This window comes from Pseudomonas sp. TE12234, from assembly GCF_054061835.1.
In genome coordinates this window covers 113,427-137,659 of sequence record NZ_JBSSEP010000001.1, presented here as the reverse complement: position 1 = coordinate 137,659, position 24,233 = coordinate 113,427, and the positions used below count along the sequence as shown (strand labels likewise).

The 24,233-nt window shown below is 55.7% G+C and carries 21 protein-coding genes; all 21 read right to left on the bottom strand.

Annotated features, from left to right (window positions below; genetic code table 11):
* Positions 1–4: 4 nt before the first annotated feature.
* The 21 genes from ACVWYU_RS00680 to yidC all read right to left on the bottom strand — a co-directional run bounded on the left by ACVWYU_RS00680 (position 5) and on the right by yidC (position 24,232).
* Entirely contained in the window at positions 5–1,465 is a 1,461-nt protein-coding gene (locus ACVWYU_RS00680) for an ATP-binding protein (RefSeq protein ID WP_457371665.1), read from the bottom strand.
* On the bottom strand, positions 1,462–3,630 hold the full coding sequence (locus ACVWYU_RS00675; protein WP_457371664.1) for a Mu transposase C-terminal domain-containing protein: 2,169 nt from the start codon (positions 3,628–3,630) through the stop codon (positions 1,462–1,464). The genes ACVWYU_RS00680 and ACVWYU_RS00675 overlap by 4 nt, the downstream gene beginning before the upstream one ends.
* On the bottom strand, positions 3,627–4,481 hold the full coding sequence (locus ACVWYU_RS00670; RefSeq protein ID WP_457371663.1) for a TnsA endonuclease N-terminal domain-containing protein: 855 nt from the start codon (positions 4,479–4,481) through the stop codon (positions 3,627–3,629). The genes ACVWYU_RS00675 and ACVWYU_RS00670 overlap by 4 nt, the downstream gene beginning before the upstream one ends.
* Before the next feature lie 281 nt (positions 4,482–4,762).
* Positions 4,763–6,595: a glutamine--fructose-6-phosphate transaminase (isomerizing) gene (glmS, locus tag ACVWYU_RS00665; protein ID WP_457371662.1), complete on the bottom strand. Its 1,833-nt coding sequence runs from the start codon at positions 6,593–6,595 to the stop codon at positions 4,763–4,765.
* A 1-nt stretch (position 6,596) separates the two neighbouring features.
* Positions 6,597–7,373: a DeoR/GlpR family DNA-binding transcription regulator gene (locus ACVWYU_RS00660; protein ID WP_390957865.1), complete on the bottom strand. Its 777-nt coding sequence runs from the start codon at positions 7,371–7,373 to the stop codon at positions 6,597–6,599.
* 194 nt (positions 7,374–7,567) lie between these two features.
* Positions 7,568–8,935, bottom strand: coding sequence for a bifunctional UDP-N-acetylglucosamine diphosphorylase/glucosamine-1-phosphate N-acetyltransferase GlmU (gene glmU, locus ACVWYU_RS00655; RefSeq protein ID WP_457371661.1), 1,368 nt, complete (start codon positions 8,933–8,935; stop codon positions 7,568–7,570).
* 114 nt (positions 8,936–9,049) lie between these two features.
* Positions 9,050–9,475 carry a F0F1 ATP synthase subunit epsilon gene (locus ACVWYU_RS00650; RefSeq protein WP_090326923.1) on the bottom strand — a complete coding sequence of 142 codons (426 nt, stop codon included), beginning with the start codon at positions 9,473–9,475 and terminating at the stop codon, positions 9,050–9,052.
* Positions 9,476–9,520: 45 nt separating this feature from the next.
* Positions 9,521–10,897 carry a F0F1 ATP synthase subunit beta gene (gene atpD / locus ACVWYU_RS00645; RefSeq protein ID WP_090326926.1) on the bottom strand — a complete coding sequence of 459 codons (1,377 nt, stop codon included), beginning with the start codon at positions 10,895–10,897 and terminating at the stop codon, positions 9,521–9,523.
* A 27-nt stretch (positions 10,898–10,924) separates the two neighbouring features.
* On the bottom strand, positions 10,925–11,785 hold the full coding sequence (gene atpG / locus ACVWYU_RS00640; RefSeq protein WP_090326929.1) for a F0F1 ATP synthase subunit gamma: 861 nt from the start codon (positions 11,783–11,785) through the stop codon (positions 10,925–10,927).
* Positions 11,786–11,835: 50 nt separating this feature from the next.
* The gene (gene atpA, locus ACVWYU_RS00635; protein WP_090326931.1) at positions 11,836–13,380 is read right to left on the bottom strand and encodes a F0F1 ATP synthase subunit alpha; all 1,545 of its coding nucleotides are present in this window, start codon (positions 13,378–13,380) and stop codon (positions 11,836–11,838) included.
* Positions 13,381–13,401: 21 nt separating this feature from the next.
* Complete coding sequence (locus tag ACVWYU_RS00630) at positions 13,402–13,938, bottom strand: F0F1 ATP synthase subunit delta (protein WP_090326933.1); 537 nt, start codon at positions 13,936–13,938, stop codon at positions 13,402–13,404.
* A 12-nt stretch (positions 13,939–13,950) separates the two neighbouring features.
* Entirely contained in the window at positions 13,951–14,421 is a 471-nt protein-coding gene (locus ACVWYU_RS00625) for a F0F1 ATP synthase subunit B (RefSeq protein WP_090326939.1), read from the bottom strand.
* A gap of 58 nt (positions 14,422–14,479) precedes the next feature.
* Positions 14,480–14,737: a F0F1 ATP synthase subunit C gene (atpE, locus tag ACVWYU_RS00620; protein WP_003097235.1), complete on the bottom strand. Its 258-nt coding sequence runs from the start codon at positions 14,735–14,737 to the stop codon at positions 14,480–14,482.
* A gap of 133 nt (positions 14,738–14,870) precedes the next feature.
* Positions 14,871–15,740, bottom strand: coding sequence for a F0F1 ATP synthase subunit A (gene atpB, locus ACVWYU_RS00615; RefSeq protein WP_007969902.1), 870 nt, complete (start codon positions 15,738–15,740; stop codon positions 14,871–14,873).
* 16 nt (positions 15,741–15,756) lie between these two features.
* Positions 15,757–16,164, bottom strand: a complete 408-nt coding sequence (locus ACVWYU_RS00610; protein ID WP_047535609.1) for a F0F1 ATP synthase subunit I — start codon at positions 16,162–16,164, stop codon at positions 15,757–15,759.
* 148 nt (positions 16,165–16,312) lie between these two features.
* Positions 16,313–17,185: a ParB/RepB/Spo0J family partition protein gene (locus tag ACVWYU_RS00605; protein ID WP_047535612.1), complete on the bottom strand. Its 873-nt coding sequence runs from the start codon at positions 17,183–17,185 to the stop codon at positions 16,313–16,315.
* 9 nt (positions 17,186–17,194) lie between these two features.
* On the bottom strand, positions 17,195–17,992 hold the full coding sequence (locus ACVWYU_RS00600) for a ParA family protein (protein ID WP_090326941.1): 798 nt from the start codon (positions 17,990–17,992) through the stop codon (positions 17,195–17,197).
* 18 nt (positions 17,993–18,010) lie between these two features.
* Positions 18,011–18,655, bottom strand: coding sequence for a 16S rRNA (guanine(527)-N(7))-methyltransferase RsmG (gene rsmG / locus ACVWYU_RS00595; protein ID WP_090326944.1), 645 nt, complete (start codon positions 18,653–18,655; stop codon positions 18,011–18,013).
* The gene (gene mnmG / locus ACVWYU_RS00590; RefSeq protein ID WP_457371660.1) at positions 18,652–20,550 is read right to left on the bottom strand and encodes a tRNA uridine-5-carboxymethylaminomethyl(34) synthesis enzyme MnmG; all 1,899 of its coding nucleotides are present in this window, start codon (positions 20,548–20,550) and stop codon (positions 18,652–18,654) included. The genes rsmG and mnmG overlap by 4 nt, the downstream gene beginning before the upstream one ends.
* 552 nt (positions 20,551–21,102) lie before the next feature.
* Positions 21,103–22,473, bottom strand: a complete 1,371-nt coding sequence (gene mnmE / locus ACVWYU_RS00585; RefSeq protein ID WP_247255214.1) for a tRNA uridine-5-carboxymethylaminomethyl(34) synthesis GTPase MnmE — start codon at positions 22,471–22,473, stop codon at positions 21,103–21,105.
* A 79-nt stretch (positions 22,474–22,552) separates the two neighbouring features.
* A complete protein-coding gene (gene yidC / locus ACVWYU_RS00580) occupies positions 22,553–24,232 on the bottom strand; it encodes a membrane protein insertase YidC (RefSeq protein WP_247255213.1) in 1,680 nt (559 codons plus the stop codon).
* Position 24,233: the final 1 nt, after the last annotated feature.

The following is a 24,233-nucleotide window of genomic DNA, read 5'->3' as shown; positions in this document are numbered from 1 at the left end:
CATCTCACTCTTTGCGATACATCGGCGAGAACTCAAAGAGGTCGTTGTTCAACCAACCTGCTGCCTGTAGCGCACCTATTGGATTATCGTTTTCACTCAGCGCTTTTGCTGCTGACACGTCTACTGCAACTGCGGCGGGTGCCTGCGGGGTTTTCTCAGTAGCTACTGGAGGCGGGGCCGCCGGGCTGACGCGGGGTACGACGCTTCGAAGCAGAGTAAGGCGGTCCGCTCGACACAATCCGTCCAACGCCATCATGTCGTTCAACTGTTCTTCTAACGGCAAGAGATCTTCGAACTGTCGCATCCGTTTCGGATCTCGACTTCGTAGAGCTGACAGGGCTGGCCTGAGTATCTGCATCTTCGAGTTGCTCACCTTTTCGATGATGTCGGCAGATACACACTCCGAGCCACTCTGAATTGCATATCGCTGGCTCAGCACCAGCAGCTTCACGAGAAAATCTGTGACGCCCTGCGTGTGCTCGTACAGCGTGTCGAAAATCTCATCGGTGAGCGCCGTCGTCTGCTTGCACCACTGATAGCTCCAGAGGTTTTCTACCAGTATCTGCCATTCATCATCGTCCTTCTCGAAGCGCTTAAATTCGAGCGTCCCTGAACCGCAGACTCGGCGGGCGGTACGCATGACCTCTGAAAACAGACTGATCATCGAATTCGTGCCGCTGAAAACGACAGGAATACCAATGTTGTTTACCAGATGCAGAAAGAAATTCAGCATGCTTTCTTTGCCACCCGTTTTCGCCAGGTGGAGGTTTTGAAGCTCGTCAATCAACAGCGCGCCGATGTAAAACGTACTGGCCACCTGCTCCATCTGCTGCAATGCATCATTAATATTCCGGTGCCTATAGCGCTTGTGGTAGTCCTTGTCACCCAAGGCCTCACCTACCGCATAAAAGAATTGCTGGCAGAACCCAGCCAACGATCCATCCCGTGGACAGTCGAGTTTGAGCCATGTGATTTGGGTCTGGACGAACTGCTTGCCCTCATAGCGTTCATGCCGAATCGTCTGCGGATAGAGACTCAAGATGGCATGCAGAGCTGTCGACTTCCCGATACCACTCAAGCCGACTACGGTAAAAGTCTCAGCAGTAGACTTAAAGGCGTCGTGATAGCGCTGAGCCCCCGATAGGGAGTGCAGATGCCGAACTGTCGAGGCTGAGGTAGGGTTGCGGCCTACATAGCCTCGGCGGATAAGCAGTGAGAACTGGGCCTCCAGCTCCAGATGCAATAGAAACGGTTGGACCACCGTTTTCAACCGGTCAATACAATGAAGTCGGGTCGCGCTTTCAAGGTTCAGCTCATTCGGGTCCACCGGCTGGGGAAAATTCGATATCAGATCCATGGCCGTCACCTCCGACAGTATCGGAGGAAGGGCTTCGATTAGCGGGTTCCCAGTATATTCCCGAATATCCTGCTTGGAATAATTTGCAAACGTCTGTGCGCCTTTCATTGCTTCTGTCCTGGGCGGATTTTTTTGAGCAAATCGATAACCTGCGCAGTGCGCGGGCCGGCATACGAATCATGTGATTTCGGGGTAGATTCAGACGCAGGAGCAACAGACTCCGCCCGAACTCCATCCGGGACAAACGAGGTTTCTCGCTCCCGTGACCTTTCTTCGGTGCGATTTTCGCGAATGTTCCCCGTAGCCTCCGCTTTGGTGGCAGGAGCAGGCTCAAGCTTCCGCTCTGCAAGTGCATTACTAACGATTTGATCTACTTCGTCGCTGAGCTGCACACGGCTTTCCAGCTCAGCGTGCCGGTGCTGAGGCGGTGTTTGGCGATACGCTTCGAGCAGGTCATAGATCTCGTCCGAGCGGTAGTCCGCGTATTTGGCATCTGACCGACGCAGGTCACAGCGGATGAACTGCTTGGAATCATCTTGTATCCAGATATGCACTGCGGAATTCGGATCGTACCGACACTCGATCGACCAAACGCCACGACTGCGGGCCTTGGCAAACCAGTTCTTCTCGACAGCCATCTCGCAGACATAGTGCATGCCGCGGAATACCAGCCCACCCTTCTGAACGGTTGCGCGCTCACGGGGCAACAGGTGTAGATAGACGAGTTCATCTGGTCGGTTGTTGGGTACGATCATTTGGTTCTCGGAGGCCCAGGTCCATATCCCGAGGGGCGTGGGCTCTACCCCGTCATTGATCATTGCCTGTGTAAGCCGATCAGGCTGGCGATGATGCCGGTTGTAATGGAGAATGCACTTGATGATGATCTGCGTGAACTCCCTCAGATTTAGCGTTGCATCGAGCCGGTAATCTCGCTCACCCCGCTCCTTGTCGCGTGCAGCCACTCCACCAGGAAGCCATCTGATTCCGGTGAGATCATTCAAAATACCAAATCGACTTTCGACCATCGGTTTCCAGTCAGGACGGTAAGGCGGCGCGGTGCCCATCTCTATACCCAGGCCTCTCGAAAGCCCCTCTGCCGCCAGCGACAGCATTTCACCTCTGTCTGCGTATATCTGGTGAGGCAAATGATGACAGTCCCAGTCCGCCGATTTGATTTCAATGCCGTTTCGCGCACAGAAATCGACCTTGGAGGTAAACGCATTGAACAACGCCTGCCGAGCCCCATTCCAACTAGGACCTTCCAGCCCTACATAAAGTCCGACAATCATCCCGGAGAAACTATCGACAACAATATAAACAACTGGCCGACCTATGAGCATCCGCCGGGAGTAACTGTTAACCAAGTAAATATCGGCAATGGTCGCATCGATTTCAAACTGATGACAGGGGCCGCGAAGCCAATCCCTTACAGTACCAGATAGGGGACGACTGTCTTTGAGCCATTTCTTCAAGCCTTGACGCCCACGCTCTGTCTCGACTTCATCAAAGAATATTTGCCCCCAATATTTAAACTGCCTGAAATTGGGCATTTCTGAAGTTGGCAGAAGCCTAAGCTCCTCTCCACCCTTTTTAGAAATGTCGCGGACAGAATAAAATTTCCGTAGCATTTCATCATAAGCGCTCGAAATGGAGGATTTCTTGTCATTCACATAAAGAGCGTACCCAACTCGAATGCATCGCTTATCCACTGCGTTAAGCATCTTGGTAGGCGGAATGAGGACTCCTTGGAACCTGGGCTTTCGCCCTGGAGGCCTGCTCGGGTCGTAAACCCTGTTGGCAACACCTACCGCCGTATAGTTTTTCAGCAATGCATTGCGCACTTGGCCGTAAACCCAATAACGGTAAAGAATCCGATAAATACTTTTCCGCTGAACGCCAAGCTCCGAAGCTCTGCTGCTGACCAACCGACCCAATTCACCTCGAACAAAAATTTGCCCCGGATAATCAGGATCTAGTAATGGAGCGATGATGGCCCACTTCTCGTCCCTAGCTTGCTTGGCCTTCTCATCCAGATCCTCCTCTAGTACCAGCATAAACTCGGGCGTGGTGATGGCCACCGACTTTGTATCACCAGATTCCAGAGAACGACGAAGCTCCTCCAAGCCTACAGCATACGGCTGCCGGGGGGCGTCAGCTAAATCAATCAAAACTACCGCATCATTCTTCTCATCAATGTGAATAGCCCTGACTATCGTATTGATTGCCGACAACTCAGTGACAGGCTCAAAAACACCATTGACGAAAACAGTCATGACAGATTCTCCTTCATGGATGCCTGAACCGGTATTTTGAAGACTTCAAACGTAGGCACCGGTGCGGTGAGGAATAAAGGAGCGCTAACCAAATCAACCTTGAGCGCTTTGGTCCAAATTAGATGAAAAAAGATACCTTGTGCATCAATATACGAAATGGATAAGTGATTCGCGATCTTGCGCAAGCAGGTAGCCAAGGTCCACGGATACTCCCTACTGCTCTCTAAACATTCAATAAATTTGATATGCAGCGGAACCTTCATCAAATCTCGATGCAGCTTTGAGTATTTCCGGAGCAGTCCGAGATTTTTTATCAAATCAGGAGTGAAAAATTCATCGGTAATAATGCGCCAGTCAACACCTTGGCTATTCCAAAAGCGCTTTTCAACATCAAGCTTTTCAAGCGTGCGCTTGCTGCCTTTACCAACCAAGTCCGAACGATATTTTACCGTTCTGGCAACAGATTTAAAGTTCCCGTCTGGCTCTCTGACTGTTAAAAGGAAATCGGTGGTCATCACATACGGCAATGTGGTTTTAGGGTATCTCGGATACCTTACACCTATCGCGGTCGCTATCGCTTGTGCACGCTCAACGGGAAACAGTGGGTACTGCTCCCGAATATCCACCACATCTTCAGAGAATTCGCAAACAAGAAAGTAGAACCGTTCAAGATCGGAAAAGAGATGGTGGGTCCGATCTACCTTTACCCCTTGGATCTTGTGAGAGCGTCCTCTCGAAGGCACGTCCTGAACCCGAAGCCATGGCACGTAGCTGACACCGGCGCCTGCGCCAAATCCATTTGCAACGTGCCGTTCAATGTCCTGCTGTGATGCAAACCTACGACCTCGCAACCCACGCCTCCTCAGTCCATGCGTACAGCTTCACCTCACGCCGGAAAAAGACAGTAGGAGAAAGTGACCGCCGTGGCGATCACCTAGAGGGACTCCTAGCCTACACCCGTCACAAACTGAAGCGATGAATCCAGACCAATGGATAAAGCCTGGAAAAGGAAAACCCCCGTAATTACGGGGGTTTCGGGTTTGTGTCAATCTATGTTACGACGTGTCAAACTTTATTGTCTGGTGTCAATCTTTATTGTTCAAAACCAAGGGTTGGATCAGATGTGGATAACTTATTCCACAGTCACCGATTTCGCCAGGTTGCGTGGCTGGTCAACGTCGGTGCCTTTCAGCACAGCCACATAGTACGACAGCAGTTGCAGCGGGATGGTGTAGAGGATCGGCGACAGGATGTCGTGGATGTGCGGCATGTGCACAACGTGCGTGCCTTCACCGTTGGTCATGCCAGCCTGCTCGTCGGCGAAGACGATCAGCTCGCCACCACGGGCGCGGACTTCCTGAAGGTTGGACTTCAGTTTTTCCAGCAGCTCATTGTTCGGCGCAACGGTGACGACTGGCATGTCGTTATCCACAAGCGCCAACGGACCGTGCTTCAGCTCGCCAGCCGGATAAGCCTCGGCGTGAATGTAGGAAATCTCCTTGAGCTTGAGCGCCCCTTCCATCGCTACCGGGAATTGCGCACCACGTCCGAGGAACAGGGTGTGATTTTTTTCGGCGAACAACTCAGCGATTTTCTCCACGGTGCTGTCCATGGCCAGCGCTTCACCGAGGCGGGTTGGCAAGCGACGCAACTCTTCGACCAGCGTTGCTTCAACGCCTTTGCTCAGCGTGCCGCGCACCTGGCCCAGAGACAGGGTCAGCAACAGCAATCCAACCAATTGCGTGGTGAAAGCTTTGGTCGAGGCCACGCCGATTTCGCGACCGGCCTGGGTCAGCAAGGTCAGATCGGATTCTCGCACCAGCGAGCTGATGCCGACGTTACAGATTGCCAGGCTGGCGAGGAATCCCAATTCCTTGGCGTTGCGCAGCGCGGCCAGAGTGTCGGCGGTTTCGCCGGATTGGGAGATGGTCACGAACAGTGTGTCGGGCTGTACCACTACCTTGCGGTAGCGGAATTCACTGGCAACTTCGACCTGGCACGGAATGCCAGCCAGCTCTTCCAGCCAGTAACGAGCGACCATGCCTGCGTGATAACTGGTGCCGCAGGCGACGATCTGTACATTGCGTACTTTGGCGAACAGCTCGGCCGCTTGTGGACCGAAGGCCTGCACCAGGACTTGAGTCTGGCTCAGGCGCCCTTCCAGGGTTCGCTGTACTACAGACGGTTGCTCATGGATTTCCTTGAGCATGAAATGACGGAACTCACCCTTATCGGCCGCTTCTGCGCCATCACGGTACTGCACGGCTTCGCGCTCGACCGCCTTGCCGTCAACGTCCCAGATATGCACGCTGTCGCGACGAATTTCGGCGATATCGCCTTCTTCCAGGTACATGAAGCGGTCGGTGACCTGGCGTAACGCCAACTGGTCGGACGCGAGGAAGTTTTCACCCAGCCCCAGACCGATCACCAATGGGCTGCCACTACGGGCAGCGACCAGGCGATCTGGCTGCCGAGCACTGATCACTGCCAGGCCGTACGCACCGTGCAACTCTTTGACCGTTGCCTTGAGGGCTGCGGTCAGGTCTTCCAGGTCCTTGAGTTTGTGGTCCAGCAGGTGGGCGATGACCTCGGTGTCGGTGTCCGAAGTGAAGGTGTAACCCAAGGCTTTGAGCTGTTCACGCAGGGCTTCGTGGTTTTCGATGATGCCGTTGTGCACCACCGCCAGGTCGCCGGAAAAATGCGGGTGCGCATTACGCTCACACGGGGCGCCATGAGTCGCCCAACGTGTGTGGGCGATACCCAAACGACCAACCAGCGGCGCTTCAGCCAGGGCCAGATCCAGCTCACTGACTTTGCCCGGGCGACGCAGGCGTTCCAGTTTTGCGTCATTGGTGTAGACCGCCACACCGGCGCTGTCATACCCACGGTATTCCAGACGCTTCAGGCCTTCGACCAGGATGGCGGTGATGTTACGTTCTGCGACGGCGCCGACAATTCCACACATGCTATTTCTCCTGACTGACAGTCGCGCAGATCAATGTGATTCCACGCGCCTGTATCTGATTTCGTGCCTCAAGTGGCAGGCGATCATCGGTAATGAGGGTATGGACGCTGCTCCAGGGCAGTTCCAGGTTGGGGATTTTGCGGCCAATTTTATCGGCCTCCACCATAACGACCACTTCGCGGGCCACTTCTGCCATGACCCGGCTCAGCCCAAGCAATTCATTGAAGGTGGTTGTACCGCGGACCAGATCGATGCCATCGGCACCAATAAACAGCTGATCAAAGTCGTAAGAGCGTAGTACCTGCTCGGCCACCTGACCCTGAAAGGATTCGGAGTGCGGATCCCAGGTGCCGCCCGTCATCAACAGCACCGGCTCATGTTCTAGTTCGCTCAAGGCGTTGGCGACATGCAGGGAGTTGGTCATCACCACAAGGCCCGGTTGTTGACCGAGCTCCGGGATCATTGCCGCAGTGGTGCTACCGCTGTCGACGATGATTCGCGCATGTTCGCGAATCCGCACCACTGCAGCGCGGGCAATGGCCTGCTTGTACTTGGAGACCGACTGACCGTGATCGGCCACCAGTTCCTGGGGCATGGTGATGGCGCCACCATAACGACGAAGCAGCAGGCCGTTGCTTTCAAGGGCTGCCAAATCCTTGCGAATCGTAACTTCAGAGGTTTCGAAGCGCTTGGCCAACTCATCCACACTGACTTCACCCTGCTCATTGAGCAAGGCAAGAATGTTGTGGCGGCGTTGAGGTGTGTTGCGTTTCGACATGACTGATTAAGTTTCGTTTCGAAAGATAACGAAACCAATAAAACCTATTAACGAAACTTCGTCAACCCTGGTGTGATAAAGAGGTGCTGTGGATAAAAACAGCGCGGCAAATCCCGCTCCGGCGGGAGCGAGACTTGCCCACAACGCGACTGATTGCATGTGAATAACTTCAGACGATCATCAATGTGGATAACTCAGCTCTTCTTGATTTTCTCAGGCCGTTTCCAGCCATCGATATTCTTTTGGCGGGCACGACCCACAGCCAACTGCGCCTTATCCACATTCAGGGTAATGGTCGAACCAGCCGCAGTGGTTGCTCCGGAAGAGATATCCACAGGTGCCACCAACGAATTGTTGGAGCCAATGAACACATCTTCACCCAATACCGTTTTCCATTTATTCACACCATCGTAATTGCAGGTGATAGTGCCGGCGCCAATGTTGGTACGAGCGCCCACTTCGGCGTCTCCCAGGTAAGTCAGATGACCAGCCTTGGCACCTTCGCCCAAGTGGGCATTTTTCAGCTCAACAAAGTTACCCACATGCGCGCGAGCCTCCAGCACCGTACCTGGACGCAAACGTGCGAACGGCCCGGCATCGCTGCCTTCACCCAGAATGGCGCCTTCGATGTGGCTGTTGGCCTTGACCACCACGCCTTTGCGCAAGGTACTGTCCTTGATCACGCAGTTAGGACCGATGACAACGTCATCTTCAATGACGACCTTGCCTTCGAGGATGACGTTGATATCGATCAACACGTCTCGACCAACAGTAACTTCACCACGGACATCGAAACGAGCCGGGTCGCGCAGCGTCACGCCCTGCGCCATCAAACGGCGACCGGCACGCAATTGATAGTGACGCTCAAGTTCCGATAGCTGCTTGCGGTCGTTGGCGCCCTGCACTTCCATCGCGTCATGGGGTTGTTCGGTGGCCACCACCAAGCCGTCGCTCACCGCCATGGCAATCACGTCAGTCAGGTAATACTCGCCTTGGGCATTATTGTTGGAGAGCCGGCTCATCCAGCCGCCAAGGCTCTGGAATGGCAGGGCCAGAATACCGGTATTGCCTTCGGTGATTGCGCGCTCGGCTTCGTTGGCGTCTTTTTGCTCGACGATAGCGGTGACATTGCCCGCGGCGTCACGCACGATGCGGCCATAACCGGTCGGATCGTCAAGATTAACGGTCAGCAAACCCAACTGCTGTGGCGCAACTTTCTTGAGCAGGCGTTGCAGGGTTTCCACTTCAATCAGTGGCACGTCCCCATAAAGAATCAGCACCGTGTCGGATTTGATGAAGGGTACGGCCTGGGCCACGGCATGTCCGGTGCCCAGTTGTTTGTCCTGAAGGACAAAATTCAGATCATCGGCCGCCAGACGCTCACGAACAGCATCGGCACCATGACCAATGACCACGTGAATGCGTTGTGGATCAAGTTGACGGGCGCTGTGGATAACATGACCGAGCATCGAATTGCCAGCAATCGGGTGCAGGACTTTCGGCAAGGCCGAACGCATGCGCGTGCCTTGACCGGCAGCGAGAATAACGATTTCAAGAGACATGACTGGCTACTAATCCTGGGTGGTCAGCGGCTGCGACCATAGTGGTGGACATCAGAAAAGAAAAAAGGGTAGCCGAGGCTACCCTTTTTAATCAATCACACAACAAGCGCTGCCTTAGCGGCCGAACTTCTTGCGGATCTGCTGGACGGTGCGCAGCTGAGCTGTAGCCTCGGCCAGACGTACGGAAGCAGAACCGTAATCGAATTCCGCGCCACGCTCATGCAATGCCTTCTCGGCAGCCTTAACGGCTTCCTTAGCGGAGGCTTCGTCCAGGTCGGCAGCACGTTGCACAGTATCGGCAAGGACCTTGACCATGTTCGGCTGAACCTCGAGGAAACCACCGGAGATGTAATACACCTCCTCTTCCCCGCCCTGCTTGACCAGGCGGATCGGGCCTGGTTTCAGGTTAGTGATCAGCGGCGCGTGACCCAGAGCGATACCAAGATCACCCAGTGCACCGTGCGCAATCACCATCTCGACCAGACCGGAAAAAATTTCCCCTTCCGCGCTGACGATATCGCAATGGACTGTCATAGCCATCTGATTGCCTCAACCTAAATTAGCGCCCGTTGCCGGGCGCCGGGATTACAGTTTCTTGGCTTTCTCGATCGCTTCTTCGATGCCGCCAACCATGTAGAACGCTTGTTCTGGCAGGTGGTCGTAGTCACCGTTGAGGATGCCTTTGAAGCCAGCAATGGTGTCTTTCAGGGAAACGTATTTACCCGAAGCACCGGTGAAGACTTCAGCCACGAAGAACGGCTGCGACAAGAAACGCTGGATCTTACGAGCACGGTTTACCAACTGCTTGTCGGCTTCCGACAGCTCGTCCATACCCAGGATCGCGATGATGTCCTTCAGTTCTTTGTAGCGCTGAAGAACATACTGTACACCGCGAGCGGTTTCGTAGTGATCGTTGCCGATCACGTTCGGGTCCAGCTGGCGCGAAGTCGAATCCAGTGGGTCTACCGCTGGGTAGATACCCAGGGAAGCGATGTCACGGGACAGAACGACGGTGGCGTCCAAGTGGGCGAAGGTGGTCGCTGGCGACGGGTCAGTCAAGTCGTCCGCTGGTACGTATACGGCCTGGATCGACGTAATCGAACCTTGCTTGGTCGAAGTGATGCGCTCTTGCAGCACGCCCATCTCTTCAGCCAGGGTCGGCTGGTAACCTACTGCGGAAGGCATACGGCCCAGCAGTGCGGATACTTCAGTACCGGCCAGGGTGTAACGATAGATGTTGTCGACGAACAGCAGAACGTCGTTACCTTCGTCACGGAACTTCTCGGCCATGGTCAGGCCGGTCAGTGCTACGCGCAGACGGTTTCCCGGCGGCTCGTTCATCTGACCGTAAACCAGTGCCACTTTGTCCAGAACGTTGGAATCCTTCATCTCGTGGTAGAAGTCGTTACCCTCACGAGTACGCTCACCCACACCGGCGAACACGGAATAACCGCTGTGCTCGATGGCGATGTTACGGATCAGTTCCATCATGTTTACGGTTTTGCCTACACCGGCACCACCGAACAGACCGACTTTACCGCCCTTGGCGAACGGGCAAACCAGGTCGATAACCTTGATACCGGTTTCCAGCAGGTCGTTGCCGCCTGCTTGTTCCGCGAAGGATGGAGCAGCGCGGTGAATACCCCAGCGCTCTTCGGTGTCGATCGGGCCAGCTTCGTCGATCGGGTTACCCAGAACGTCCATGATCCGGCCCAGGGTCGCTTTACCGACCGGTACGGAGATGGCAGCGCCGGAATCGACAACGTTTAGACCGCGCTTCAAGCCTTCGGTGGTACCCATCGCAATGGTACGAACTACGCCGTCACCCAGCTGCTGCTGGACTTCCAGGGTAGTTTCCGCGCCTTGTACTTTCAGCGCGTTGTAGATGCTCGGTACGCTGTCGCGTGGAAATTCCACGTCGATAACGGCGCCGATGATTTGAACGATACGTCCGCTACTCATAGCTGGATCCTCTGAAAATTTGAACCGTTAAACCGCGGCAGCGCCGCCGACGATTTCCGAGATCTCTTGGGTGATCGCAGCCTGACGCGCCTTGTTGTAGACCAGCTGCAATTCGCTGATCAAATCACCGGCGTTGTCGGTAGCGTTCTTCATCGCGATCATCCGCGCAGCTTGCTCAGCTGCGTTGTTCTCGACCACCGCCTGGTACACCTGCGCCTCCACGTAACGCACCATCAAGCCGTCAAGCAGCTCTTTGGCATCAGGTTCGTAGAGATAGTCCCAGTGGTGCTTGAGTGCTTGATCCGGGGTTGCCACCAGCGGAACCAACTGCTCCACGGTAGGGTGTTGTGTCATGGTGTTGATGAACTTGTTGGATACCACGGACAAACGGTCAATACGGCCGTCCAGATAGGCATCCAGCATCACCTTGACGCTGCCGATCAGATCATTGATCGACGGCTCTTCACCCAAGTGGCTGATAGCTGCAACGACGTTACCGCCGAAGTTGCGGAAGAAAGCCGCACCCTTGCTACCAATCACGCACAGATCGATCTCGACACCGTTTTCGCGGTTTACCGCCATGTCCTTGACCAAAGCCTTGAACAGGTTGGTGTTCAAGCCACCACACAGACCACGGTCACTGCTCACCACGACATAACCGACGCGCTTTACTTCACGGTCGATCATGAACGGGTGGCGATACTCCGGGTTAGCGTTGGCCAGATGACCAATAACCTGGCGGATGCGCTCCGCATAAGGACGGGTAGCAGCCATGCGCATTTGTGCCCTGCGCATTTTGCTGACCGCCACTTTTTCCATGGCGCTGGTAATTTTTTGCGTGCTTTTGATGCTCGCAATCTTACTGCGAATCTCTTTTGCGCCTGCCATGTAACACCTATCAGGTTAGCAAGCGGGAGCCTTGCGGCTCCCGCTGCGGCTTACCAGGTTTGGGTGGCCTTGAACTTCTCGATACCGGCTTTCAGGCCGCTATCGATTTCGTCATTGAAGTCACCCTTCACGTTGATCTTCGCCATGAGGTCGGCGTGATCGCGGTTGAAGTAAGCAATCAGCGCTTGCTCGAAGCTGCCGACTTTGGTGATTTCTACGTCAGTCAGGAACCCACGCTCAGCGGCATACAGCGACAGCGACATGTCGGCGATCGACATTGGCGCGTATTGCTTCTGCTTCATCAGCTCGGTAACGCGCTGACCATGCTCAAGTTGCTTACGGGTCGCTTCGTCCAGGTCAGAAGCAAACTGGGCGAATGCCGCCAGTTCACGGTACTGAGCCAGAGCGGTACGGATACCACCGGACAGCTTCTTGATGATCTTGGTCTGAGCGGCACCACCCACACGGGATACCGAAACACCGGCGTTCACTGCAGGGCGGATGCCCGAGTTGAACATGGCCGATTCCAGGAAGATCTGACCGTCGGTGATGGAAATCACGTTGGTCGGAACGAACGCGGAAACGTCGCCAGCCTGGGTTTCGATGATCGGCAGTGCGGTCAGGGAACCGGTTTTGCCGGTCACTGCGCCGTTGGTGAACTTCTCTACATACTCTTCCGAAACGCGGGATGCGCGCTCCAGCAGACGGGAGTGGAGATAGAACACGTCGCCTGGGTAAGCTTCACGGCCTGGTGGACGGCGCAGCAGCAGGGAGATCTGGCGGTAAGCCACTGCCTGCTTGGACAGATCGTCATAAACGATCAGCGCGTCTTCACCGCGGTCGCGGAAGAATTCACCCATGGTGCAACCGGCGTACGGTGCCAGGTATTGCAGCGCAGGAGATTCCGAAGCACTTGCAGCCACGATGATCGTGTTTTTCAGTGCGCCGTTTTCTTCCAGCTTGCGAACCACGTTGGCGATGGTCGATTGCTTCTGACCGATGGCTACGTAGACGCAGAAAATGCCGCTGTCTTTCTGGTTGATGATCGCGTCGATCGCCAGAGCGGTTTTACCGATCTGACGGTCACCGATGATCAGCTCACGCTGGCCACGGCCGACAGGGATCATGGCATCGACAGCCTTGTAGCCAGTCTGTACAGGCTGGTCTACCGACTTACGCCAGATCACGCCTGGAGCAACTTTCTCGACCGCATCGGTCTGGGTGTTGTTCAGCGGACCTTTGCCGTCAACCGGGTTACCCAGTGCATCGACTACGCGACCCAGCAGTTCCTTACCAACCGGAACTTCCAGGATGCGGCCTGTGCACTTGGCGCTCATGCCTTCAGCCAGAGACTGGTATGCGCCCAAAATAACGGCACCTACAGAGTCTTGCTCCAGGTTGAGGGCCATACCGTAGACGCCGCCCGGAAACTCGATCATCTCGCCGGACATAACGTCGGCCAGACCGTGAATCCGCACGATACCGTCAGATACGCTGACGACAGTGCCTTCGTTACGGGCTTGGGAGGTCACATCGAGTTTGTCGATGCGGCCCTTGATAATTTCACTTATTTCGGAAGGATTGAGTTGCTGCATTGCTCTGCTGCCCCTTCAAACTCAAGATTTCAATGCTTCGGCAAGTTTCGCGATTTTGCCGCGAATCGAGCCATCGATAACCAGGTCGCCGGCGCGGATGACAACACCCCCAATAAGGGAACTGTCTTCCTCGACTTGCAGGCGCACTTCCCGGTTGAGTCGTGCACTGAGAACCTTGGCGAGTTTGTCTTGCTGTTCTTGGTTCAATGCAAATGCACTGGTCACTTCCACATCTACCGACTTCTCCTGCTCGGCCTTGTACAGGTCAAACAGGGCGGCAATCTCCGGCAACAGCGGGAGACGGTCGTTTTCGGCAACGACGTGGATGAAATTCTGTGCCTTGGCATCGAACTTGTCGCCGCACACGTCAATGAACGTGGCGGCCTTTTCTGCGCTCGTCAGTCGCGGGGCCTTGAGCACGCGCAGCATGGTGTCGTCTTGCGACACCGCTGCTGCCAGGCCGAGCATGGCTGACCAATTGGCCAGTTGCTGGTGGGCCTGAGCGTGCTCGAAGGCCGCCTTAGCGTAAGGTCGGGCCAACGTGGTCAGTTCTGCCATGATCGCCCTCGCTTAGATTTCAGCAGCCAGTTGGTTAACCAGCTCTGCGTGCGCGTTTTGATCGATTGTGGCACCCAGGATCTTCGCGGCACCGCCAACGGCCAGGCTACCCACTTGGGCGCGCAGCGCGTCTTTGACGCTATTCAGTTCCTGTTCGATCTCGGCCTGAGCCTGAGCCTTCACACGGTCAGCTTCGACGCGAGCCTGTTCACGGGCTTCGTCGACGATCTGAGAACCGCGCTTCTTGGCTTGCTCGATGATTTCAGCTGCCTGAGCTTTCGCTTCGCGCAGTTGTTGACCCGCTTTCTCTTGGGCCAACTCCAGGTCGCGAGCTGCTCGGCTGGCAGCGTCCAGTCCATCCGCGATCTTCTTTTGACGTTCGTGCAGCGCCGTGATGACCGGAGGCCATACGAACTTCATGCAGAACAGTACAAAAATCAGGAACGCAACGGACTGGCCAATCAGGGTCGCATTAATGTTCACGCCAACACCTCGCAGTTACGTTGTCCATCACATCAAATTACTCGGAAGATCCGAGTAATTAGCCAGCGATCTGACCAACGAACGGGTTCGCAAAGGTGAAGAACAGAGCGATACCAACACCGATCATGGTTACGGCGTCGAGCAGACCGGCAACGATGAACATTTTAACTTGCAGCATTGGAACCATTTCTGGCTGACGCGCTGCGCCTTCCAGGAACTTGCCGCCCAGCAGGCCGAAACCAATTGCGGTACCCAGTGCGCCCAGGCCGATCAACAGTGCAACAGCGATAGCGGTTAGACCAACTACAGTTTCCATCTTTCCTCCCGACTTTTACGTCGTATGGTTTAGGTTTTTTAGATTAAAGCGGTAAAACAAATCGTTTCAGATGCCCCGTGAGGAGCACCCTCCCGTTTGACCGGGAGGGACATCAGACTAGTCGAGACTGGTCTTAATGGTTTTCTTCGTGCGCCATCGACAGGTAAACGATGGTCAGCATCATGAAGATGAACGCCTGCAGGGTGATGATCAGGATGTGGAACACAGCCCACGCCCACTGCAGAACTACGCCCAGGCCACTAAGCCAGAGCAGACCGCTGCCGAACATCACGGCGATCAAAATGAACACCAGCTCGCCGGCGTACATGTTGCCGAACAGACGCAGAGCCAGGGAGATCGGTTTTGCGATCAGGGTCACGAATTCCAGCAGGAAGTTCACCGGGATCAGCAGGGCTTGAACGAAGATGTTCTTGCTGCCGAACGGGTGCAGGGTCAGCTCGCCGATGAAGCCGCCGAGGCCCTTGACCTTGATGCTATAGAAAATGATCAGTGCGAAAACCGAGAACGCCATACCCAGGGTCGCGTTCGGGTCGGTGGTCGACACGGCGCGGAACGGGATGTGGTGGTCGCCGGAAATCAGGATGGCCAGCTGAGGAATCCAGTCGACCGGTACCAGGTCGACGGCGTTCATCAGGAACACCCAGACGAAGATGGTCAGTGCCAGCGGCGCAATCACCGGGCTACGGCCATGGAAGCTGTCTTTCACGCTGCCATCGACGAATTCGACCAATACTTCAACGAAGTTCTGCAAAGCCCCTGGTTGACCGGAAGTCGCTTTCTTTGCCGCCATGCGGAAAAGAAGAACGAAAATCAGACCCAGTGCGACCGACCAGCCGAGAGTATCGACGTGGAAAGCCCAGAAGCCCATTTCCTTGGCTTCTGCTGCGGTGTGGGCAAAGCCCCAGCCGCCGGTAGGGTGCTGACCGAAAGTCAGGTTCTGCAAGTGGTGCTGGATATAGCCCGAAGCGGTTGTTTCTGCCATGGTTGCCTCAAACGCCCTAAGGTCTCGAAAGTCTTGTTCTCATCAGCAGGGGCGCGAACCAGCTGACCAGTTGGGTCAACACGAAGACGCCGAATACAGCTAGCGGCGCCAATGGCTTCACACCTGCAAACGTCAATGCAAAGAGCACTGCCGTCAAAATCAGTTTGCCCGCCTCGCCGGCATAAAAAGACCGGACGATGGCTTGAGCTGCTCGGGCGCCGGAAAACCGAAATGCCCTGTGAGCGAAATAAACATTGGGCAGCAAGGCTATCAGGCCTCCGCAAAGTCCCGAGTACCCGGCAACGACTCCATACCATTGCCAGAGCGCCAAAGCGGCAATCAGCAAAATGACAAATTGAGCCATTAACACCGGAAATACTGCCAGACGATGGAACGGCAAGCGGTTTGGCGTGCGGGTTTCCATCACTATTGCTCTCCAATGGTCGGCTGCCGAAATGCAACAACTTGGCATAATTTGTGCCGACAAAATGCGCGCAGAGTATAGGGGCGGTTCAGCCCCTATTCAACTATCAGGTAGTGATTTCCGACTGCGCGCTACATGAGGAAATGTTTCAGCGAATATGAGCGAGTACACCTTGTAGCTCATCCAGGGAGTTGTAGCCAATTACCAACTGCCCTTTACCCTTCTTACCGTGGCGGATCTGCACCGCAGAGCCTAGGCGCTCGGCCAGACGCTGCTCCAGTCGAGCGATATCCGGGTCTGGTTTTACCGGTTCAACAGGCTCCGGTTTACCACTCAACCACTGGCGAACCAGTGCCTCAGTTTGGCGCACAGTGAGCCCGCGTGCGACAACATGTCGCGCCCCCTCAACTTGTTGATTATCCGGCAAACCGAGCAAAGCACGGGCATGACCCATTTCTAGGTCGCCGTGAGAAAGCATCGTCTTGATAACTTCCGGCAATGAAATCAGGCGCAATAAATTGGCCACCGTCACTCGGGACTTACCCACAGCTTCGGCCACTTGTTGCTGGGTCAGCTGGAATTCCTGCTGCAAACGCTGCAGGGCCACCGCTTCTTCGATCGGGTTAAGGTCTTCGCGCTGGATGTTCTCGATCAGCGCGATGGCAATCGCGGTTTCATCCGGTACATCGCGGACCATTGCCGGGATCGTTTCCTGACCGGCCTGTTGGCTCGCGCGCCAACGGCGTTCACCGGCGATGATTTCGAAGCGGCCACCACCGATCGGACGAACCACAATCGGCTGCATGACGCCCTGGGCCTTGATCGACTGCGCCAGCTCCTCGAGCGCCTGAGCATCCATATCGCGGCGAGGCTGGTACTTGCCGCGCTGGAGCAAATCCAGCGGCAGATGTTGCAGCTCGCGCTGATCGGCTTGTATCGCTTGTTCTTCCAGCGCGCTGACGGTCGGACCACTCAGCAGTGCATCCAGTCCACGTCCGAGACCTCGTTTCTTGACGGCCATGGGGATTCCTTAAGTTGGCTGGGCAGCGGCGATACGTGAGTTTTTGCGTTGACGACGAACCATCTCGCCGGCCAGAGCCAGGTAGGCAACAGCGCCACGGGATGATTTGTCGTACGCCAGCGCCGGCATGCCGTAGCTAGGAGCTTCGGCCAGACGGATGTTGCGTGGAATGACGGTGTCGTAGAGTTGCTCACCGAAGTGTTCCTTGAGCTGCGCCGACACGTCGTTCATCAGGCTCAGGCGCGGGTCGTACATCGTGCGCAGCAGACCTTCGACCTTGAGGTCAGGGTTCAGCAATTCGGCGATACGCTTGATGTTATCCACAAGGTCGCTCAACCCTTCCAGTGCGAAGTACTCGCACTGCATGGGGATAATGACCCCATCGGCCGCGACAAGTGCGTTCAGCGTCAGCATCGACAGCGACGGCGGACAGTCGATCAGGATGTAGTCGTAATTCTCGCGAATCGGCGCCAACGCGCTGCGCAGGCGGCTTTCCTTCATCTGCATTTCCAACAGAACCACTTCAGCGGCGGTCAGGTCGCGGTTGGCCGGCAATAACTGGTAACCACCATGTTCGGAGAAGTGCATGGCCTGAGCCAGGTCGCACTCGCCGATCAACAGGTCGTAGACCGAGTTTTCCAGACCGTGTTTATCCACACCGCTCCCCATGGTGGCGTTGCCTTGTGGATCGAGATCGATCAGCAACACCCGGCGCTTGGTCGCTACCAGGGATGCCGCGAGGTTGATGCAGGTGGTGGTCTTGCCCACACCACCCTTTTGGTTCGCTATCGCGAATACCTTAGCCATTCTTGCTTGTGTTCCCAATCATGCCGTGCGGCGCAGTATCAGCAGATGGCGTTGGCCTTGGCAACCGGGTACGGCCAGGGCGTGTTCGCTATCGAGGTGGAAGTCTGCCGGCAATGCTACCAGCTCATCGGCGGGATGAACGCCCTTCATTGCCAGCCAACGTGTATCGGTGTCGCCGAGGTGGCGAGTCCAGTTGGTGAAGTTCTCCATGCTGCTGAACGCCCGGGAAATGATCCCGTTGAATGGCTGAGCAGGCTGGAAGGCTTCGACACGACTGTGGATAACTTGCAGGTTATCCAGTTTGAGTTCGAGTTTGACCTGGGTCAGGAAGCGGGTTTTCTTGCCGTTGCTGTCCAGGCAGGTCACCTGGGACTCTGGAAACAGGATCGCCAATGGAATCCCCGGCATGCCGCCGCCGCTGCCCACGTCGAGCCAGCGACCGTTTTCGATGAACGACATCACGCTCAGACTATCGAGCAAGTGACGGGACACCATCTCGTCTGGATCGCGCACGGCGGTCAGGTTGTAAGCCTTGTTCCATTTGATCAACAGGGCCAGATAACCCAGCAACTGCGCATGCTGGGTTTCGGTCAGAGCAACACCGAGCTGGCGAGCACCTGTGGATAACTCTTCTGCATGTTGCGAGGTGACCAACGAACTCAAGCGCTTTGCTCCAACTGACGGCCCGCGCCGCGTTTTTTCAAATGAATCATCAACAGCGAAATGGCTGCCGGCGTAACGCCCGGAATACGCGAGGCCTGACCCAAGGTTTCCGGGCGAGTCGCACCGAGCTTGCTCTGGATCTCTTTAGAGAGACCGGAAATGTTCGTGTAATCGATATCCACAGGCAGTCTGGTGTCTTCACTGGCCCGCAGACGAGCGATTTCATCCTGTTGGCGATCGATGTAGCCGGCGTACTTGGTCTTGATTTCGACCTGTTCGGCGACCTGTGGATCGTCTGCGCCCCCACCGGTCACTGCGATCAGACCAGCGTAGTCGATTTCTGGACGACTCAAGAGATTCAGCAAGTTGTATTCGTGGGTCAGCGGCGTGCCGAATTTTTCGGCAATCGCAGCACCTTGCTCGGTACCCGGGCGTACCCAGGTGCTTTTCAGGCGCTGCTCTTCCAGTTCGATGCTTTCGCGCTTTTTGCAGAAAGCCGCCCAGCGGATGTCATCCACCAGACCCAGCTCGCGACCTTTTTCGGTCAAGCGCAGGTCGGCGTTGTCTTCGCGCAGGATCAAACGGTATTCAGCACGAGAAGTGAACATCCGATACGGTTCTTGAGTACCGAGGGTAATCAGGTCGTCGACCAACACGCCGATGTAGGCTTCATCGCGACGCGGGCACCAGGCATCTTTGCCCTGCGCACGCAGTGCTGCGTTGGTCCCGGCCAACAAACCCTGGGCGCCGGCTTCTTCGTAACCGGTGGTGCCATTGATCTGTCCGGCGAAGAAGAGACCGCCGATCACCTTGGTTTCCAGGCTGTATTTCAGGTCCCGCGGATCAAAGTAGTCGTACTCGATGGCGTAGCCCGGACGCACGATGTGCGCATTTTCCATGCCACGGATCGATTGCACGATCTGCAGCTGGACGTCGAACGGCAAGGATGTGGATATCCCGTTCGGGTACAGCTCGTTTGTCGTCAGACCTTCCGGTTCGATGAAAACCTGATGGCTTTCCTTGTCGGCAAAGCGATGGATCTTGTCTTCGATCGACGGGCAATAACGAGGGCCGATGCCTTCGATCTCACCAGCAGCGGAATACATCGGCGAACGGTCGAGGTTCGCGGCAATGATTTCGTGGGTGCGGGCGTTCGTGTGGGTAATCCAGCAACTGACTTGGCGTGGATGCTGTTCCTTGTTGCCCATGAACGACATCACCGGGATTGGCGTATCGCCGGCTTGCTCGGTCATCACCGAGAAATCCACAGAGCGGGCGTCAATACGCGGCGGCGTACCGGTTTTCAGGCGACCGACGCGCAGCGGCAGTTCACGTAGACGGTGAGCTAGGGCGATGGACGGTGGATCACCGGCGCGACCACCAGAAAAATTCTGCAGACCGATGTGGATAAGTCCACCCAGGAACGTACCCGTGGTCAAAACCACTGAATCCGCCAGGAAACGCAGACCCATCTGGGTCACTACGCCGCGTACTTGCTCCTGCTCGACGATCAGATCATCTGCAGCCTGTTGAAATATCCACAGGTTCGGCTGGTTTTCCAGAATTTCGCGGACAGCAGCCTTGTAGAGAATCCGATCGGCCTGAGCGCGAGTGGCGCGCACGGCTGGGCCTTTGCGGCTGTTCAATACGCGAAATTGAATACCACCTTTATCGGTGGCCAGGGCCATCGCACCGCCCAGGGCGTCGATTTCCTTGACCAGATGGCTTTTGCCAATGCCGCCAATAGCGGGGTTGCAGCTCATGGCACCGAGGGTTTCCACGTTATGCGTCAGCAACAGGGTTTTCACCCCCATACGTGCTGAGGCCAGTGCTGCCTCGGTACCGGCATGACCGCCGCCGATGACGATCACTTCAAAACGGGAAGGGAAATCCACCACGCACCTCGTGCCTGCTTAAGTAGGTAATTCAGGAATAGTTTGAGCTCAGGTTTTTGGACCTGGTCGACAAGTATAGGGACTTCCCCCTTCCTAAAGAACCCTTTGCACAAAAATTAACCAGCTGTGGAGAAGTCGGAGTTATAGAAATTAAAAAGAGAGAAATTTATTAAATCTTTGTTTTTATGTTTATTTCTACTGACCTGCCTTTCTGTGGATAGATCGACGCAGCCCTTTATTTTCGATGTGTACAGCGATTCAAAACCCTGTGGTCATGTGCCAATGAGGTCCTTGGATAACCGGTGTAAGCCTGTGGATTAAAGTAGTGGTTATCCACAGAGGCGGTTATCTTCAGTTTTCGGGCCTTGTTATCAACTGCCCTTAGCGGAGGTTATTCACAGGGCTTAATCCACAGAAAACAGCTGATTGAGCAAATCCAGGGCACAGAAAATCCGCCAGCGCGGAAAAAACTCCGCTCGGCATAGCAGGCTGGTGTGGAAAAGAGGGAGAACAGACAGGCACGAATGGCCTGTCTGTGGACAACGAGGGGGGTTATTTACCGATGCAGAAGCTGGAGAAGATCCGGCCCAACAAGTCATCGGAGCTGAAGGCGCCGGTGATTTCGCCCAAAAATTGCTGAGCCAGGCGCAAATCTTCGGCGAGCAATTCTCCAGCACCCGCCAATGTCAGTTGAGCGCGACCGTGCTCAAGGGAAGCGCTGGCGTGTCGCAATGCCTCAAGATGACGCCGGCGCGCGCTGAAGCTGCTTTCCGAGGTCTGTTCATAACCCATGCAGGCCTTGAGGTGATCGCGCAGCAGCTCCAGCCCTGCGCCTGCGGACTTGGCGCTCAGGCTGATGGTGACATGGCCATCGTCACTGACATCCATGGCGATCGTTTCACCCGTGAGGTCTGCCTTGTTCCGGATCAGTGTGACCTTTGCCGGATCGGGGCGGGTTTCGAGGAATTCCGGCCACAGTGCGAAGGGATCCACTGCTTCGGGGGCCGTGGCATCGACGACCAGCAACACTCGATCTGCCTCGCCAATGGCTTTCAATGCCCGCTCTACACCGATCTTTTCCACATGATCATCGGTGTCACGAAGTCCCGCGGTGTCGACGACATGCAGGGGCATGCCATCGATGTGGATATGTTCGCGCAGTACGTCGCGGGTAGTGCCGGCAATTTCAGTCACGATTGCCGCTTCACGACCAGCCAGGGCATTGAGCAGACTGGATTTGCCGGCATTCGGTCGGCCGGCAATGACAACGGTCATGCCATCACGTAACAACGCGCCCTGCCCGGCTTCGCGCATTACGGTGGATAACTCGTCGCGTACCTTGTCGAGCATGCTCAACACGTGGCCATCGGCGAGGAAATCGATTTCTTCTTCAGGGAAGTCGATGGCGGCTTCGACATAAATCCGCAAGCCGATCAGTTGTTCCGTGAGGTTATGCACACGCGCCGAGAATGCCCCCTGCAGGGAACGCAGCGCATTTCGGGCCGCCTGGGCCGAACTGGCTTCGATCAAGTCAGCAATCGCTTCGGCCTGGGCCAGGTCGAGTTTGTCGTTCAGGAAAGCGCGCTCGCTGAATTCACCCGGCCGGGCGAGGCGACAGCCCAATTCCAGGCAGCGCTTGAGCAGCATATCCAGAACAATAGGGCCACCGTGCCCCTGCAATTCCAGGACATCTTCGCCGGTGAACGAGTTGGGGCCCGGGAAATACAGCACGATGCCTTGGTCCAGCACCTCGTCGTTGGCGCCGAGGAACGGCCCGTAATGAGCAAATCTTGGCTTGAGCTCACGACCACTGAAGGCCTTGGCCGCAGCGCTGGCCAACGGCCCGGAAATGCGGACGATGCCAACGCCTCCGCGACCTTGGGCGGTGGCGACGGCGGCGATGGTTTCACGAGGAGCGCTCATAAACCGGTATCCAGACAAAAGTGACAGATAGCAAAACGCCCCACTAGGGGGCGTCTTGAGTGGTTATCCACAGTGTAAGTCAGGCAGCCGCTTTGGTAGCTGCTTCGATCTTACGAGTGATGTACCACTGTTGGGCGATGGACAGGCAGTTGTTCACTACCCAGTACAGCACCAGACCAGCCGGGAACCACAGGAAGAAGAAGGTGAAGATGATTGGCATCAGCTTCATCACTTTGGCCTGCATCGGATCCGGCGGTGTCGGGTTCAACTGCTGCTGGATGAACATGGTTGCACCCATGATGATCGGCAGAATGAAGAACGGATCCTTGATCGACAGGTCTGTAATCCACAGGATGAACGGAGCCTGACGCATTTCGACGCTTTCCAGCAGAACCCAGTACAGCGATAGGAAAACCGGCATCTGCACGAGGATTGGCAAGCAACCACCCAGCGGATTGATCTTCTCTTTCTTGTACAGCTCCATCATGGCCTGCGACATTTTCTGCCGGTCATCGCCATGTTGCTCTTTCAGCGCGGCCAGTCTTGGGGCCACTGCACGCATGCGCGCCATGGATTTGTAGCTGGCGGCCGACAACGGGAAGAAAAGCCCCTTGATCAGCATGGTCAGGAAAATGATCGAGAAGCCCCAGTTACCCACAATGGCGTGGATGTGTTGCAGCAGCCAGAAGATCGGTTGAGCGATGAACCACAGAATGCCGTAGTCAACGGTCAGTTCCAGACCTGGGGACAATTGTTTCAGCACAGCCTGGCTTTTCGGACCTGCATACAAAACAGCGCTGGTTTCAGCCTTGGCACCTGGCGCAACGGTCAAGGATGGACCGGTGTAGCCAATGATGTAGTTGCCTTTGCTGTCTTTACGGGTCTGGACGACGTTGTTTTCGCCCTTGGCCGGAATCCAGGCAGTCACGAAGTAGTGTTGCAGCCAGGCTACCCAACCGCCGGTAACGTTTTCTTTCAGCTGTCCTTTGTCCATGTCCTTCATGGACACTTTCTTGTACGGCTCGGAACTTGTCCACAGGGCAGCACCCAGGTAAGTCGCGGTACCGGTGGCGGTGCTGGAAGACGGATCGGCGCTGGCGTCACGCTTCAATTGCGCGAACATTGCACCGGACCACGGCTGAGTGCTTTCGTTGTCGATCAGGTAGGAAACGGTTACGTCATACAGGCCACGCTTCAGGGTGAAACGCTTGATGTAATTGACGCCGTCCTTGCTGAACTTCAGGTCCACGACCAATTGGTCCTGACCATCAGCCAGTTGATAGATCTTCTTCTCCGAGGAGTAAACCGGACGACCGGCAGGACTTGCGTCCGGGCCGTTGCTTCCGATCAAGCCACTCTGAGCCAGATAAGTCCGCTCGTTGCCGTTATCGAACAGCTGGAATGGAATTTCCGGATGGTCCTGGCGACGTGGATACAGCGGCAATTTCAGCTGCGCAACATCACCACCTTGTGGATCGATAGCCAGATCGAGCACATCCGTTTTGATCTGGATGAGGTCGGTGCTTGCAGCTACCGGAGTTTCGGCAGGTGCGCTGGTATCGTTTGCGGCGCGCGGAATGTCGTCACTGACGGACGCTTTATTGCCAGTTGCCGTATCCGGGAGGCCCGGTGCGGAAGTACTGGAAGCAACATTCTGAGTCGGCAGGGCAGCCTGGCCATAGTCCTGGTTCCATTTAAGAACCATAACGTAGGACACGATTGCCAGGGCGACGATCAGGATCGTGCGTTTGATATCCATG

What these genes read in the sequence shown, in the direction of transcription:
- atpA (WP_090326931.1), bottom strand. Translation starts at nt 13,380, where the DNA reads ATGCAGCAACTCAATCCTTCCGAAATAAGTGAAATTATCAAGGGCCGC.
- ACVWYU_RS00610 (WP_047535609.1), bottom strand. Translation starts at nt 16,164, where the DNA reads ATGGAAACCCGCACGCCAAACCGCTTGCCGTTCCATCGTCTGGCAGTA.
- ACVWYU_RS00630 (WP_090326933.1), bottom strand. Translation starts at nt 13,938, where the DNA reads ATGGCAGAACTGACCACGTTGGCCCGACCTTACGCTAAGGCGGCCTTC.
- ACVWYU_RS00660 (WP_390957865.1), bottom strand. Translation starts at nt 7,373, where the DNA reads ATGTCGAAACGCAACACACCTCAACGCCGCCACAACATTCTTGCCTTG.
- atpD (WP_090326926.1), bottom strand. Translation starts at nt 10,897, where the DNA reads ATGAGTAGCGGACGTATCGTTCAAATCATCGGCGCCGTTATCGACGTG.
- ACVWYU_RS00600 (WP_090326941.1), bottom strand. Translation starts at nt 17,992, where the DNA reads ATGGCTAAGGTATTCGCGATAGCGAACCAAAAGGGTGGTGTGGGCAAG.
- glmU (WP_457371661.1), bottom strand. Translation starts at nt 8,935, where the DNA reads ATGTCTCTTGAAATCGTTATTCTCGCTGCCGGTCAAGGCACGCGCATG.
- glmS (WP_457371662.1), bottom strand. Translation starts at nt 6,595, where the DNA reads ATGTGTGGAATTGTCGGCGCCGTCGCAGAACGTAACATCACCGCCATC.
- ACVWYU_RS00675 (WP_457371664.1), bottom strand. Translation starts at nt 3,630, where the DNA reads ATGACTGTTTTCGTCAATGGTGTTTTTGAGCCTGTCACTGAGTTGTCG.
- atpB (WP_007969902.1), bottom strand. Translation starts at nt 15,740, where the DNA reads ATGGCAGAAACAACCGCTTCGGGCTATATCCAGCACCACTTGCAGAAC.
- ACVWYU_RS00605 (WP_047535612.1), bottom strand. Translation starts at nt 17,185, where the DNA reads ATGGCCGTCAAGAAACGAGGTCTCGGACGTGGACTGGATGCACTGCTG.
- ACVWYU_RS00650 (WP_090326923.1), bottom strand. Translation starts at nt 9,475, where the DNA reads ATGGCTATGACAGTCCATTGCGATATCGTCAGCGCGGAAGGGGAAATT.
- atpE (WP_003097235.1), bottom strand. Translation starts at nt 14,737, where the DNA reads ATGGAAACTGTAGTTGGTCTAACCGCTATCGCTGTTGCACTGTTGATC.
- yidC (WP_247255213.1), bottom strand. Translation starts at nt 24,232, where the DNA reads ATGGATATCAAACGCACGATCCTGATCGTCGCCCTGGCAATCGTGTCC.
- atpG (WP_090326929.1), bottom strand. Translation starts at nt 11,785, where the DNA reads ATGGCAGGCGCAAAAGAGATTCGCAGTAAGATTGCGAGCATCAAAAGC.
- mnmE (WP_247255214.1), bottom strand. Translation starts at nt 22,473, where the DNA reads ATGAGCGCTCCTCGTGAAACCATCGCCGCCGTCGCCACCGCCCAAGGT.
- ACVWYU_RS00680 (WP_457371665.1), bottom strand. Translation starts at nt 1,465, where the DNA reads ATGAAAGGCGCACAGACGTTTGCAAATTATTCCAAGCAGGATATTCGG.